10 protein-coding genes are annotated in these 15193 nt (G+C 40.9%); 9 read left to right on the top strand and 1 reads right to left on the bottom strand.

The window, feature by feature from the left end; translation table 11 throughout:
- The first annotated feature begins 422 nt into the window (after nt 1-422).
- Together pruA and R2S57_RS14485 are read left to right on the top strand one after the other, a co-directional pair.
- Nucleotides 423-2057: an L-glutamate gamma-semialdehyde dehydrogenase gene (gene pruA, locus R2S57_RS14490; RefSeq protein ID WP_316845673.1), complete on the top strand. Its 1635-nt coding sequence runs from the start codon at nt 423-425 to the stop codon at nt 2055-2057.
- A 197-nt stretch (nt 2058-2254) separates the two neighbouring features.
- Nucleotides 2255-3763 (top strand): arylsulfatase, encoded by a 1509-nt coding sequence (locus R2S57_RS14485; RefSeq protein WP_316845672.1) that lies wholly within the window; start codon nt 2255-2257, stop codon nt 3761-3763.
- 224 nt (nt 3764-3987) lie between these two features.
- Here the strand turns inward: R2S57_RS14485 and R2S57_RS14480 are convergent, their stop codons facing one another.
- On the bottom strand, nt 3988-4869 hold the full coding sequence (locus tag R2S57_RS14480; protein ID WP_316845671.1) for an AraC family transcriptional regulator: 882 nt from the start codon (nt 4867-4869) through the stop codon (nt 3988-3990).
- Between the two features lie 165 nt (nt 4870-5034).
- On the opposite strand from R2S57_RS14480, the gene R2S57_RS14475 reads away from it, so the two are divergent.
- The 7 genes from R2S57_RS14475 to R2S57_RS14445 are packed head-to-tail and all read left to right on the top strand — an operon-like array spanning nt 5035 to nt 15176.
- Complete coding sequence (locus R2S57_RS14475; RefSeq protein ID WP_316845670.1) at nt 5035-5799, top strand: SDR family NAD(P)-dependent oxidoreductase; 765 nt, start codon at nt 5035-5037, stop codon at nt 5797-5799.
- Nucleotides 5800-5814: 15 nt separating this feature from the next.
- Nucleotides 5815-7032, top strand: coding sequence for an enolase C-terminal domain-like protein (locus R2S57_RS14470; RefSeq protein WP_316845669.1), 1218 nt, complete (start codon nt 5815-5817; stop codon nt 7030-7032).
- Between the two features lie 17 nt (nt 7033-7049).
- The gene (locus tag R2S57_RS14465; protein WP_316845668.1) at nt 7050-8702 is read left to right on the top strand and encodes a sodium:solute symporter; all 1653 of its coding nucleotides are present in this window, start codon (nt 7050-7052) and stop codon (nt 8700-8702) included.
- A 7-nt stretch (nt 8703-8709) separates the two neighbouring features.
- Nucleotides 8710-10011 carry an alpha-L-fucosidase gene (locus R2S57_RS14460; protein ID WP_316845667.1) on the top strand — a complete coding sequence of 434 codons (1302 nt, stop codon included), beginning with the start codon at nt 8710-8712 and terminating at the stop codon, nt 10009-10011.
- A gap of 15 nt (nt 10012-10026) precedes the next feature.
- Nucleotides 10027-10476, top strand: a complete 450-nt coding sequence (locus R2S57_RS14455) for an L-rhamnose mutarotase (RefSeq protein ID WP_316845666.1) — start codon at nt 10027-10029, stop codon at nt 10474-10476.
- 41 nt (nt 10477-10517) lie between these two features.
- Entirely contained in the window at nt 10518-12944 is a 2427-nt protein-coding gene (locus R2S57_RS14450) for a glycoside hydrolase family 95 protein (protein WP_316845665.1), read from the top strand.
- 39 nt (nt 12945-12983) lie between these two features.
- A complete protein-coding gene (locus R2S57_RS14445) occupies nt 12984-15176 on the top strand; it encodes an alpha-galactosidase (protein ID WP_316845664.1) in 2193 nt (730 codons plus the stop codon).
- Nucleotides 15177-15193 lie beyond the last annotated feature (17 nt).

The raw sequence follows: 15193 nt of genomic DNA, 5'->3' as shown, positions 1-15193 counted from the left end.
AATCACCCTAAATCTGCGGTATTTTCTGCGTAATCTGCGGGAAACAAAGGAAGAGCTAAATGAGTGTCAGTTGGTAACAACCGACACCATTAAAAGAGTTGTCAACTTTACTAGCAGGGTGGCAAGAAAAGTTGTCAACTCTTATTACAAAAGTAAAAACCACTAAATCCCCCCTAAATCTGCGGCATTTTTCTGCGTAATCTGTGGCGAACAAAGGAAGAGCTAAATGAGTGTCAGTTGGTAACAACTGACACCACTATAAAAAAAATCCAACCACCCATATTTTAACCACAATAAACTCAAAATTAACCGCTATCTAATCTAACGGATACAATCAAACGTTTGCCTTCTTTTCTTTACAGAATAATGGAATGGCCTAGCTCAAAAAGCCTTATATTTGCCCAAATCATAAAAAATAAAATATGCTTAAAGGATTTTTTAACGTACCCACTCCGGTAAACGAACCTATATTAAATTATGGCCCAGGCAGCAAAGAACGTGCACTTTTAAAAGAAGCACTGGCCGAAGCCCGCTCATACCAACAAGACATTCCGATGTATATTGGCGGCAAACAAGTTCATACCACAAAAAAAGGTAAAGTTGTTGCACCACACGATCACCAACATATTTTAGCTCAGTTTAGTATTGGCGATAAAACCCACATTACTCAAGCCATTGATGCGGCCTTGGCTGCAAAACAAGATTGGGAAAACCTAACCTGGGAACACCGTGCTGCTATCTTCTTAAAAGCTGCCGACCTGATTGCAGGTAAATACCGTTATAAATTAAATGCTGCCACCATGTTGGGTCAAAGCAAAAACGCCTACCAGGCCGAAATTGATGCAGCTTGCGAGTTAATCGATTTCTTACGTTTTAACGTAAGCTACATGGTAGACATTTACAAACAACAACCTCCTGTTTCTCCACGTGGAAGCTGGAACCGTGTAGAGCAACGCCCTTTAGAAGGTTTTGTTTTCGCCCTTACCCCTTTCAATTTTACGGCCATTGCTGCTAATTTACCAGCATCTGCTGCCATGATGGGTAATGTTGTAGTTTGGAAACCTGCTGATACACAAGTTTACGCGGCTAACCTGTTGATGGAAATTTTCCGTGAAGCAGGTTTACCTGACGGCGTAATCAATCTGGTATATGCTGATGGTCCTGAAACTGGTGAAGTGATTTTTAACCACCCAGATTTTGCAGGCATCCACTTTACAGGCTCAACTAAAGTATTCCAGGAAATCTGGAAAACCATCGGAACAAACATCCATAAATACAGATCATATCCACGTATCGTTGGCGAAACCGGTGGTAAAGATTTTATCCTGGTACATCCATCGGCACAAACAAAAATTGCCAGTACAGCAATTGTTCGTGGTGCTTTCGAATACCAGGGACAAAAATGTTCTGCAGCCAGCCGTGTGTACATTGCTGAAAGTCTTTGGCCAGAGATTAAGGAACAAATGATAGCTGATCTGGCTACTTTTAAAATGGGTGGAACAGAAGATTTCGGCAACTTTATCAATGCCGTAATCGATGAGCGTTCTTTCGATAAATTGGCTAAATATATCGATCAGGCTAAAAAAGATAAAGGTGTAGAAATTATTGCTGGTGGCAACTACGATAAAACTAAAGGTTATTTCATTGAACCAACCATTTTAGTGGTTGATGATCCGAAATATACAACCATGAGTGAAGAATTGTTTGGTCCGGTTTTAACTGTTTACGTTTATGCAGACAAAGATTTCGATCAGATTTTAGAAGTAATTGATACCACTTCTCCATACGCTTTAACCGGAGCTTTAATTGCTCAAGACAGGTATGCGATTGACAAAGCAAGTCATGCTTTACGCAATTCGGCTGGTAACTTCTACATCAACGATAAATGTACTGGTGCCGTTGTAGGTCAGCAGCCATTTGGTGGTGCAAGAGGTTCGGGTACAAATGATAAAGCTGGCTCGATGATCAACTTATTGCGTTGGGTTTCTCCACGTACCATTAAAGAGGTTTTCGAATCGCCAACTGATTACCGTTATCCGTTTTTAGCAGAAGATTAAGATTATTATATATTAGGCCAAACATCATTGTTTGGCCTTTTTTATGTCCATAGTCTTCGTTTGTAACAGGGATTAGTGAGAAAAGCGATTGTATCGCTTAACTGATAAACCACATTAAAAATTTGGCTCTCGGACATCCTCGTTATAAACGAGGACGATTGTATTAATTTAAAAAAAATGCCAATACCTTTCTAACCATGAACCACAAACATTTATTATCGCTACTTGTCTTTCTGACGAGCCTAAACTTTTACGCCACCGCCCAAAAGAAACCCAATGTGATTATCATCTATGCCGATGATCTGGGTTATGGCGATCTGAGTTGTTATGGCGCAACCAAAATCAAAACACCAAATATTGATGCACTGGCCAAACAGGGATTAAGATTTACCAATGGCCATGCCACCGCCTCTACCTGTACGCCTTCACGTTACTCGTTAATGACGGGCAGATATGCCTGGCGAAAAAAGGGAACAGGCGTTTTACCTGGCGATGCGGCATTGATTGTACCAACAGACAATAGTTCACTTCCATCTGTTTTTCAGCAGGCAGGTTATAAAACAGGTTTGGTTGGCAAATGGCATTTAGGCTTGGGTACAGCGGTAGAAAAAGACTGGAACAAAGAAGTAAAGCCGGGTCCGAGAGAAGTTGGTTTTGATTATTCGTTTATTTTTCCGGCAACTGCCGATAGGGTGCCAACCGTTTTTATGGAAAACCAATTGGTGGTAGGCTTAGATGCGAACGATCCGATTACGGTGGATTATAAAAATCCGATAGGAACCGATCCGACAGGGAAAGATCATCCGGAGCTTTTAAAAATGCCTGCGGAAGCAAATCATGGCCACAACATGACGATTGTAAATGGCATTGGCCGTATCGGTTTTATGCAGGGTGGCAAACTGGCACGTTGGACGGATGAAGAACTTCCCTTCACATTTTTAACCAAAGCCAAAAATTTTATCGAAGACCACAAACAAGAGCCATTTTTTCTATACTATGCCTTAACCGAACCACATGTACCCCGTTTACCGGCCACCATGTTTAAAGGTAAAAGTGAACTGGGTTACAGGGGTGATGTAATTTTACAGCTCGACTGGGCTGTCGGCGAAATTACGAAACAGCTGAAATATCTTGGTCTGGATAAAAATACCATGATTATTTTCAGTAGCGATAACGGTCCGGTAATTATGGACGGTTACGAAGATCAGGGTGCCGAAAAACTGAACGGACATAGCCCTGCAGGCGAATTACGTGGCGGCAAATACAGCATTTTAGAAGGGGGTACCCGCGAACCTTTTATTGTTTCGTGGCCGGCTAAAATAAAACCAGGTGTTTCTGGCGCACTGGTATCGCAGATTGATTTCCTGGCCTCTTTTGCCAGCTTCTTCAATATCGAAAGCAAAAACGCAATCGACAGTAAAAATGTGTGGAATGCTCTTATTGGAAAAGATAAAAAAGGCCGCGATTTTTACATCGAACAGAGCAACCAACTGGCCATCGTTAAAGATAACTGGAAATACATCAGGCCATCAAAAGGAGAAGCATATTACAAGCTTACCCATACCGATACCGGCAACTTGCCTACCGCACAATTATACAATTTAGCAGATGATGTAGGCGAGAAAAACAACCTGGCCTCGAAATACCCTGAAAAAATAAAAGAACTGGAAACTTTATTAAGTATGGAAGAGGCGAAGACAAAGTAATTCTCGGATCCATCATACCATAAAGATCTTTCGACTACGCTGCCATTGATGGGCTCCAGTAAAGCGGTCGTCATCCGATAGGTATCGGATGACGATACTTCGAGGCGATTTACCACCATTATCTCCTGTCATTTATAGCGATTTTTATAAAAGAAATTATCCCTCAGGATGACATTATGCCAAAGAACAAATTTCGATTATTCACCCTGAACCTCCTCGAAGCACTAATCTACCACCAACATCTTCTTATACTCCTTCGGCGTAACCCCTTTGGCGAGTTTAAAAAACTTATTAAAATTAGAAAGACTGTTGAACCCGCAGGAATAAGCCAGTTCACTGATCTGCTGATCGGTTTGAGCCATTAATTTACAGGCATGGCCTATCCGCACCTCATTTACAAAGGTTACAAAAGTTTTCTGCGTACGGTTTTTGAAATACCTGCAAAAGGCCTGTTTGTTCATATTTGTCATTTCGGCCGCTGCATGGAGCAGAATCTCCTGATTAAAATTATCAAAAACATATTTTAAAATTTTATCCATCCGATCATTATCTTTCAATTGATAGTTATTGGTATAACCCGGACTGGTTAACAGTTCGTAATTCTTGGTAGAACAGAGCAGGTTTAAAATTTCGAGCACTCCGATTAAACGCCCGATTTCTTCGGTCTGCAGGGCTACTTTTAACATCAGTTCCTTTAACTTCTTTTTAACCTCACTGCCAAATTTCATTCCTCTTTTGGCCAGTTGAAAAAAGTTTTTAATCCGTTGAATATTATCTGGTTCTTTAAAAAGATCAAGAATTTTATCTGGATGTATAAATATGGAAACCGACCGCGCGTGAGCATGTGCATCAACATCGTTAAAATATTGATTACTGTTGTGCCATACGTGCGGCAGATTAGAACCTACAAAAATCAGTTCATCTGAATTAAAATCTTCAATGCTATCGCCAATCATACGTCGTCCTTCGCTTTCGATAGTATAAGTAAGCTGACATTCTTCATGGAAATGAAACTCGGTAGAAAAGTAAGGTGCATCAACCACCTTTAAACCATATACATCGTTTATTTTACCATCCAGTATTTTAGCGAAAATGGGTTTCATCATATTTGGTTAAGGGAAGCAAGTTATGAAAAACTGATATATTATCATAACTCAGCATTAAAATATCAATAATAGCTAATATAGCATCAGTATCAGCGAACCTTATTCCAGTCATTCTTAATTTTCATCAATAAATTAGCGAAGTATTAACCAAATAGTAAAACTAGCATGCTTGAAAATAAAATTATCGTACTTACCGGCGGTGGCGACGGTATAGGCTGGGAATGTGCAAAAGCTTATCTAAAAGCAGGCGCTACCGTTTGTATTTTGGATAAAAACCAGCTCAGCAACGATAAACTGGAAGCACTCAATGGCACCGATACATTAGTTTTAACCTGTAACATCGCCAACGAAGCTGAGGTAGCAATGGCATTTAATACCGTCGTCGAAAAATACAGCCGTATTGATGCCATTCACAATAATGCAGCCATTGCGCACCCATCAAAAACCTTAGATCAAACTAGCAATTCGGAGTGGGATTTATTAATGGACATCAATTTAAAAAGCATTTTATATACGACCCGTTATGGAATAGCCCATTTAAAAAAAACGCAGGGCTGCATTTTAAATACGAGTTCGATGGTGGGTAGTATCGGACAGGATAACCATGCGGCTTATGTAGCCACCAAGGGTGCAATTAATGCCCTCACCAAAGCCATGGCCTTAGATTACGCTTCATTTAAAATCAGGGTGAACGCCGTATCGCCCGCAGCAATAAACACCCCAACATTACAAGCCTGGAGCCAGGAGCAACCTAATGCAGCTGAAATTGAAAAATACCTGAATCACTTACAGCCATTGGGCGATATGCCTGCTGGTGATGTAATTGCCGATGCCTGTACTTTTCTTTTAAGCAATGCTGCCCGTTTTATTACCGGAACAATTTTACCGGTAAGTGGTGGTGCAGAGCTTGGATACAGAACCATTTTATAATCCCGACTATTAAACATGATAAACAAAATTGAAGTTAGCGATAAACGATTTGAACTGGCAACTGGTGCCGGAAGCGATGCCATACACAAAGATCCCCAATATTCATATGCCGTAACACAACTTACCGAAAATGGCAAAACCGGAACAGGACTGGCCTTTACACTGGGCGCAGGTAATGATCTGGTTTGTAATGCTGCAAAATTTTATGCAGATACTTTAAAAGGCATTGGCATTGAAGAGTTGATGGGCAATTTTGGAGAAACTTTTAAAACCTTATCAAACGAACAACAGTTTAGGTGGCTAGGTCCACACAAAGGCGTAGTGCATTTAGGATTGGCTTCTGTTACCAATGCCTGTTACGATTTATGGGCAAAAAAGCGTGGTGTACCCTTATGGAAATTGCTGATTGAGCTTAGTCCGGAAGAAATTGTAAACACCCTAGACCTTTCTTACCTTGAAGATGTACTGACGAGAGCGGAAGCTATAGACATGCTGCAAAGTCAGGCGGATTCAAAAAAATCGAGGGAAGGAATACTCGATGCTGGCTATCCAGGTTACGATACTTCTGTGGGCTGGTTTAATTACGATGACGAAAAAGTACGCGAAAACTGTAAAAAAGCGATTGACAATGGTTTTACGGCCATGAAATTGAAGGTGGGTTCAGCAGATCCAAAGAGAGACATCAGAAGGGCAAATATTGTCCGGGAAGTTGCTGGAGAAAACTCAAAGGTAATGTTAGATGCCAACCAGCAGTGGACTTTACCACAGGCAATATCGATTTGTAATGAATTAAAAGATATGAACCCTTACTGGGTTGAAGAGCCTACCCATCCCGATGATGTTTTGGCCCACCAAACTTTAGCAAAAGCCATTGCACCTGTAAAACTGGCACTCGGCGAACATGTACCCAATCGCATTATTTTTAAAAATTATTTACAAACCGGCTGTACCAGTTTTGCGCAGGTAGATGCCGTACGCGTTGGCGGCGTAAGCGAATTTATTACCATTAGTTTGATGTGCAAAAAATTTGGCGTTCCGGTTGTACCACATGTTGGCGACATGGGCCAGTTGCACCAGCACCTCGTACTGTTTAACCACATTGCCATGGGACATGAGGCTTTATTTTTAGAACATATCCCGCATTTAAAACAACATTTTGTAAACCCGATCAAGATTGAGAAAGGTGTATATATCACACCGCAAGAAGCAGGGAGCAGCTGTGATTTAAAGTAAACATTAACTAACCAAATATGATCAGCACCATAGATATTGTAATTACCATCGCCTATATATTATTTATTGTAACCATAGGGCTGTGGACAGGTACACGAAAGAAAAAGGATCAGGAGACCACAAGCGGCGAATATTTTTTGGCTGGCAAAAGCCTCAAATGGCCCATGATTGGCCTGGCCTTATTCGCTACCAATATTTCATGCCTGCACTTGGTAAGCTTAGCCCAAAGCGGATTCGACTCGGGGCTTTTAAACGGCAATTTCGAATGGATGGCTGCTTTTACGCTCATCTTTTTAGCCCTGCTTTTTATCCCTTTTTATATCCGATCGGGCATCTCTACCCTTCCCGATTTTTTAGAACGCCGTTATAACCGTGCCTGTAGAGATTGGCTGGCATTTATTTCCATCCTTTCGGCCATTATTATCCACATTGCCTTTTCCTTTTTAGCAGGAGGTATCGTGCTCGAAACCTTATTTGGCATTAACATGTACACGAGCATTATTGTAATCGCAACACTAACAGGCTTGTACACCATCATTGGTGGACTAAAGGCTGTAGTGGTTACCGAAACCATACAAAGTTTGGTGCTAATTACCGGCGCAATCATTATTACTGTATTTGCCTGGAACAAAATTGGTGGCTGGGAGCACATGACTGCTATACTGCAAAGGGAAAATACGATGGATAAGCTTAGCATGATCCGCCCAATAGGAGATAAAAGCGGCATGAGCTGGGTTGCGGTATTCTTAGGTTATCCTATTTTGGGCATCTGGTACTGGTGCGCCGATCAAACCATTGTACAACGTGTTTTGGGTGCCAAAGATGAAAACCATGCCCGTGTAGGTGCGCTATTTTGTGGTTTCATTAAAATTTTACCTGTTTTTATATTTGTACTTCCTGGCTTATTTGCCTACGCTTTATACAAATCGGGCTCAATGGATTTATCAAGCTTACAGAGTGTCGGTGCCCATGGCGAAACCGTTTTAAATACCAAAGGGATTTACACCTTAATGATTACCCAGCTTTTACCAAAAGGATTAGTGGGTATATTGGTGGCTGCGCTCCTATCGGGATTGATGAGCCAAATTGCAGGGGCATTAAACTCTATTGCCACCTTAAGCAGTTACGATTTATACAAACGTTTCAAACCCGAAACCACAGATAAACAATTGATAAACGTTGGGCGTTGGTCGGCAGGTATAGCCCTGATCATTTCTATTGCGTTGTTGCCTTTATTAAACAGTTATCAAAGTTTGTTCGAAGGTATAAACGATGTAATTGCTCACATTGCGCCACCTATTACCTGTGTATTTCTATTGGGTGTATTCTGGAAAAAAGCATCAGCTGAAGCGGCACAATACACCTTGCTTATCGGCTCCGTGTTGGGCGTAGCGGTGTTTATTGTAAATAAGGTGTATGGCACGGAAACCTTTATCGGTCAAATCCCATTCATGATGATGGCATTTTACCTCTTTTGCGTATGCGCGGTTACACAAATTGTGTTTTCATATATCTATCCCGTAAAACATACGGCTCAAAGTGAAGTATTGTACTGGAAGTCCATCTGGGAGCCGTTACAAAGTAAAGGATGGAGTGGCATAGGTAATTACAAATTTTTATCGGTGGCACTTCTGGCCCTCATGGGTATTTTATATGTTTATTTTAAATAGAATTGATATGAAAAAAAGTTTCTTGTTTCTGATTGCATTAACGACATTTTTGAGCGTTACTGCACAAACAAAAAAGAGTAAACCATCTCCAGTAAACGATTTCATGGATAAACGCTTTGGCATGTTCATCCATTGGGGGCCGGTAAGTTTACGGGGTACCGAAATTGGCTGGAGCCGTGGCGATCAGGTGGAGGTACAGGATTACGACAACCTGTACAAAGAGTTTAACCCGGTGTTGTTTGATGCCGATGCTGTTGTAAAAACCGCAAAAGATGCGGGCATGAAATACCTCACCATTACCGCACGCCACCATGATGGCTTTTGTTTATGGCCGAGTGCCTATACAGATTTTGATATTGCCCATACACCCTATAAAAAGGATATTGTTGGCGCATTAAACGAAGCCTGCAAAAAACAGGGCATTAAATTCTGTATTTATTATTCTGTATTAGACTGGCACCATCCCGATTATCCGATCCACTCGCCAAAAAACCAAAGTATCGACCCAAAATCGGATATGAACCGCTATATCGTTTATATGAAAAATCAGCTAAAAGAACTGATTACCAAGTACGATCCTTATATGCTCTGGTTTGATGGCCAGTGGGAAAAACCCTGGACAGATGAAATGGGAAAAGATCTGTACGACTACCTCAAAAAATTAAAACCAGATGTGGTGATCAATAACCGGTTGGGAAAAGAATTTGCAGCAATGGAAAATAAAAACATCGATGCTTCCAAAATGGTAGGCGATTACGACACGCCCGAACAGGTAGTTGGGAAACTAAATATGACCACTCCCTGGGAAAGCTGTTTTACTATCTGTAACCAATGGGCCTGGAAACCAAATGACAAGATGAAATCGTTAAAACAGTGTCTAGATATTATTTCGAAAACAGCTGGTGGTAATGGAAATCTTTTGTTAAACGTTGGCCCAATGCCTGATGGACGGATCGAAACCCGCCAGATTGAACGTTTAAAAGAAATCGGCGATTGGTTAAAAATTAATGGTGAAGCCGTTTATAGTACATTAGGAGGCCCGTACCAACCCAACAACGATTATGCAACTACCAGAAAGGGTAACAAAATTTATCTCCATGTGCTCAATACCAGTTTGGCTAAACTCAGTTTAAAAACCATTCCGGGCAGAAAAGTTAAAAAAGCGTACCTATTAAATAATCAGGCAGTTAATATTGAACAAAAAGAAGGCATTTCGGTTCAACTTCCTGCTGGCCAAAGCAATCAATCAGATTATATTGTGGTACTCGAATTAAATGGCGGTGCTGAAGATGTTCCCGTAATTAACTAAATCAATTCTGACCACATGAAAAATTTAAAATCAATCCATGCATGGCTCTTAGTTTTATCGTTTTGCCTATTGGCCTGTAATCCGTCGACAAAAACAGAAGCGACAACATCACAAGAACCAACCAAAGTTGTACGTTATGGAACTGTTACTGGCTTAAAGCCTGAAAAAATTGCCGATTACAAAAAACTACATGCAGCGGCATGGCCAGCAGTACTCAAAAAAATCAGCGACTGCAACATCCGCAACTATTCTATCTATTTAAAAGAAATAGACGGAAAACCCTATCTCTTCAGCTACTTTGAATACACCGGGAAAGACTTTGCTGCCGACATGAAGAAAATGGCTGCCGATACCACTACCCAGCGCTGGTGGAAAGAAACTGCGCCTATGCAAGTTCCCCTACCCGATGCTGCTGCCAAAGGCGAAACCTGGAGCAGTATGGAAGAGGTGTTTCACCAGAACTAAATGGTACCCGTTAATTAATATATAATCTGAAATTATCCCAAATGAACAAAATACGCCTCTTCCTTCTTTTTACTTTAGCCATCTGTACTGTTACGAAAGTTTGGTCGCAGTCGATTCACAATGACAAGGTCTGGTTTACATCCCCAGCAAATGCTGGTATAAAAGACAATCCAGATGGATGGAAAAGTGATCCCGAATGGTTAAAGGCACTTCCTGTGGGCAATGGTTTTTTAGGGGCAATGGTATTTGGTGATGTCAACCGGGAACGGATACAGCTTAACGAAAAATCTTTATGGAGCGGCAGTGTGGATGATAACGACAATCCGGATGCCGCAAAATACATCCCTGAAATACGAAATCTCCTTTTTGCAGGGAAATATAAAGAAGCAGCCGAATTAACGAATAAAACACAGGTGTGTAAAGGTAAGGGCTCTGGTCAGGGCAATGGTTCCAACGCTCCTTTTGGCTGCTACCAAACCCTGGGCGACCTGAGGATAGACTTTTGCAAAAAATCCAGCTTTAAAAACTACTACCGCGAACTCGATCTGATTACCGGAATAGCCGTAACCAGCTACGAACAAGATGGTATTAAATACAAAAGAGAGGTTTTTGCCAGTTTTCCAGATCGGGCATTGGTGATTCGGTTAACTTCCAGCAAGGCAAATGCTTTATCTTTTTCATTATCATTAGATCGGCCCGAACGCTTTAAAACCCATGCCAAAAATGGCCGCTTAGTGATGAGCGGAATCTTAAATAACGGCAAAGGTGGCGATGGCATGCAATATAAAACCTATGCCATACCACAGCTTACAGGCGGAACAATAAAAGTTGATGGAAATTCGCTACAGATCTCAAAAGCCACTTCAGTTACCATTATTTTAACTGCAGCTACAAATTACCGTCTGCATTACCCCGATTATACCAATGCAAATTTTGAGCGCGAATTGGATGGAGTAACTAAAAAAGCAACGGCAAAAACTTACGCATTGTTGCGCCAAAGGCATATAAACGATTTCTCTTCTTTTATGAAGAGGTCGAGCCTCCGGTTAAACAATAGCACCAATAATTTACCCACGAACGAGCTGATGGCTAAAAATGTGCAAAGCCATAACGAATCGGCTTTGTACGGCTTATATTATCAATTTGGCCGTTATCTTTTGTTATCCTCATCTCGTAAAGGGAGTTTACCTGCCAACTTACAAGGCATCTGGGCCAATCAGATCCAAACCCCATGGAATGGAGATTACCATACCAATATTAATGTTCAGATGAATTACTGGCCAGCTGAAGTAACCAATCTATCCGAATGTCAGGATCAGTTTGTTGATTTGGTTTCATCGCTACTAGAACCCGGAAAACGCACTGCGAAAGTACAATACCAAATGAACGGCTGGGTACTCCATACCATTACAAATGTTTGGGGTTACACCTCCCCAGGCGAACATCCAAGCTGGGGTATGCACGTTGGTGGTGGTGGCTGGATGTGCGAACATTTATGGGAACATTATGCCTTTACTAAGGATAAAGATTATTTAGCTAAGGTATTTCCCATTTTAAAAGAAGCCAGTACGTTTTATTTAGATTGGCTGGTAAAAGACCCGAAAACTGGGAAATTGGTGTCAGGACCATCCCCATCGCCCGAAAATTCATTCCTGGCACCCGATGGCGCCAAGGTGCAGATCAGCATGGGGCCAACCCACGATCAGGAGCTGATTTACGAATTGTTCAGCAACACTTTAAAAGCAGCTGCAATTTTAAAAACAAATGATACCGATTTCCTTAAAAAAATCAATAATGCCAGGCAAAATTTAGCCGCTCCAAAAATAGGTTCAGATGGAAGATTGATGGAATGGGCAGGTGAATTTAAGGAACCGGAAATACAACATCGTCATTTAGCACACTTGTACGCTCTCTATCCAGGTAGCCAAATTACAAAAGATAAAACACCCGAACTGGCTGAAGCAGCAAAAAAATCACTGGAAATAAGAGGCGATGGTGGCGTTGGATGGACATACGCCTGGAAAATCGCACTCTGGGCCAGGTTAAATGATGGTAACAGGGCTTTTAAAATATTAAATGCACAATTGCGTCCCACTTCAGATACGGATACAAAATATGATCAGGGCGGAGGAACTTATTATAATCTGTTTGATGCCTGCCCTCCTTTTCAGATCGATGGAAATCTGGGGGTAATTGCTGGCATGACCGAAATGTTATTGCAAAGCCACGAAGATTTTATATCCTTATTACCTGCACCACCAAGTGCCTGGAAAGATGGTTCGGTAAAAGGATTGGTTGCACGGGGTGGTTTTGTAATCGATATGAACTGGAAAAACCATCAATTACAATCGGCGACCATTGTAGCCAAAAAAGGAGGATCTTGTGCCATTCGTTATCAAGGAAAAAAGTTTATATTAGAAACTAAAGCCGGGCAGCATTATCAACTTAGCGCTGCAGATTTTAAATAAACCAGCGACTAATCGCAACCTAAAAAATACACACCACTGATGAAATTGCTAAAAACATTTCTGATAGCCCTGTTCATTTTTCAATTTTTAAGCGTTTCCGCTCAAGAAACCCCTCTAGCCTATTCAACAGGGATAGAAAATTTAAGTGCGTCCGATTGGCTTGTAAAGCAAAACAATCAACAGGCCCAGATTTTTTACTCGGCTGATAAAAATGGTATAATCCTATATAATGGATTGGTGAAACGTGTATTTACACTGTCGCCAGATTTAGCTTGCATCGATTATAAAAACATGAGCAATGGTCAACAGTTGATCCGTTCAATAAAACCAGAAGCTAAAGTTACCATAAATGGTACGGCTTACAATGTTGGCGGACTTTCAGGACAAAAAGAAAACGCATACTTCCTTACCCAATGGATCAATCAACTTGATGCAAAAGCCGACTTTGGTTATAAATCATTCAAAATAGATTCCATAAAACCTTTTCTCAAGTGGAGAAATAGCACCTGGGCTTCGAACAATCGTCAGGCAAAAGGAAAAATGATCACCTTTAATTTTGAAAGTAATCAACCTGTTTTAAAAGGAATCATTATCAACGTACATTATGAACTTTACGATGGCCTTCCATTGATCGTCAAATGGCTGAGTATAGAAAACAAAGGGGGAAAAGAGGTTAAGATTGGCCGTGTGGTCAATGAAATTTTAGGAGTAGTGGAAGAAGAAAGTGCTGTAGTGGGTACAGAGGAGCAAATGAAAAAGCAACATGGCATTTACATCGAATCGAATTATGCCTTTAACAACTCCATGACTTATGAAATCAGCGATCAAACCACACACTGGAAAAAAGATAGCACTTACACTTCGCAGGTTAATTACGACTATAAAACCCCTGCTTTATTGGAAATATATCCTGAAAATGCAGTTGGAATTTCGTTAAAACCTAAAGAAATCTTCAATTCTATCCGTACCCACGAACTATTAATTGATACCTACGACCGGGAAAGAAAGGGATTGATGATCAAAAAAATGTACCGCACCATTGCCCCCTGGACTACACAGAACCCTATTTTTATGCATTTGGTCAGCAAAACCGATGAGGAGGTACTAAATGCAATTGAACAATGCAAAAATACTGGTTATGAAGCGCTAATTATGAGTTTTGGCAGTCACTGTAACATGGAAGACACCTCAGCTAAAAACATAACTCATTGGAAAAATATTGCGGATATAGCGCGTAAAAAGGGCATAGCCATTGGTAGTTATTCGCTTTTTAGCTCCCGTCATATTAGCGAAGAAGATGATGTGGTAAATCCAAAAACGGGCAAAATTGGTGGCGCATTTTTTGGTAATGCACCATGTTTTGGTAGTAAATGGGGTTTAGCCTACCGCGATAAGATTAAATATTTTTTAGCCCAAACCGGTTTTAGCATCTGGGAAAATGATGGCCCTTACCCTGGTGATATCTGTGCTTCAACCACGCACCCCGGTCACCGTGATAAAGAAGATTCACAATGGAAACAAATGGAAATCCAAAAAGAACTTTACCACTGGTGTAATGAAAACGGTATTTATGTAAATGCCCCGGATTGGTATCTTTTGGATGGCACGAACAAAGTTTCGATAGGTTATAGAGAAGTGAACTTTTCGCTGCCGCGCGATCAACAGAAAATTTTAAACAGACAAAACATTTTTGACGGCAACTGGGAAAAAACACCATCAATGAGCTGGGGTTTTGTACCCTTAACTAAATACCAGGGCGGTGGGCTTGAAGCCATTCTTGAGCCACTTTCCGAACACCTCACCGATTATAAACAGTTGATGATGCAATATTACGGAGCGGGTGTACAGGCCTGTTACCGTGGTCCGCGTTTATACGATATCGAAGCCACAAAAGAAACAGTAATTGAAGTAATCAACTGGTATAAGAAATACCGCAACATTTTAAATAGCGATTTACTTCATTTACGCAGACCTGATGGCCGGGATTGGGACGGTTGGCTGCATGTAAATCCATCACTCAAACAAAAAGGACTCACCATGATTTTTAATCCATTAAAAGAAAAAATCACCAGAAAAATCAAAATACCATTGTACTATACAGGCTTAACGCAAACGGCATCTATCCGAATTAATGATGGAAAACCTCAACAATTCAAATTGAATAGGGCTTACGAAGCTGAAATAAGCATTAGCCTTAATCCGGAAGAATATAAATGGATTACGATTGAATAATGTGCGAAAGTATGGAA

The organism is Pedobacter psychrodurus (assembly GCF_032678585.1).
Taxonomy (GTDB): Bacteria; Bacteroidota; Bacteroidia; order Sphingobacteriales; family Sphingobacteriaceae; genus Pedobacter; species Pedobacter psychrodurus_A.
This window is presented reverse-complemented; position numbering and strand designations above follow the sequence as displayed.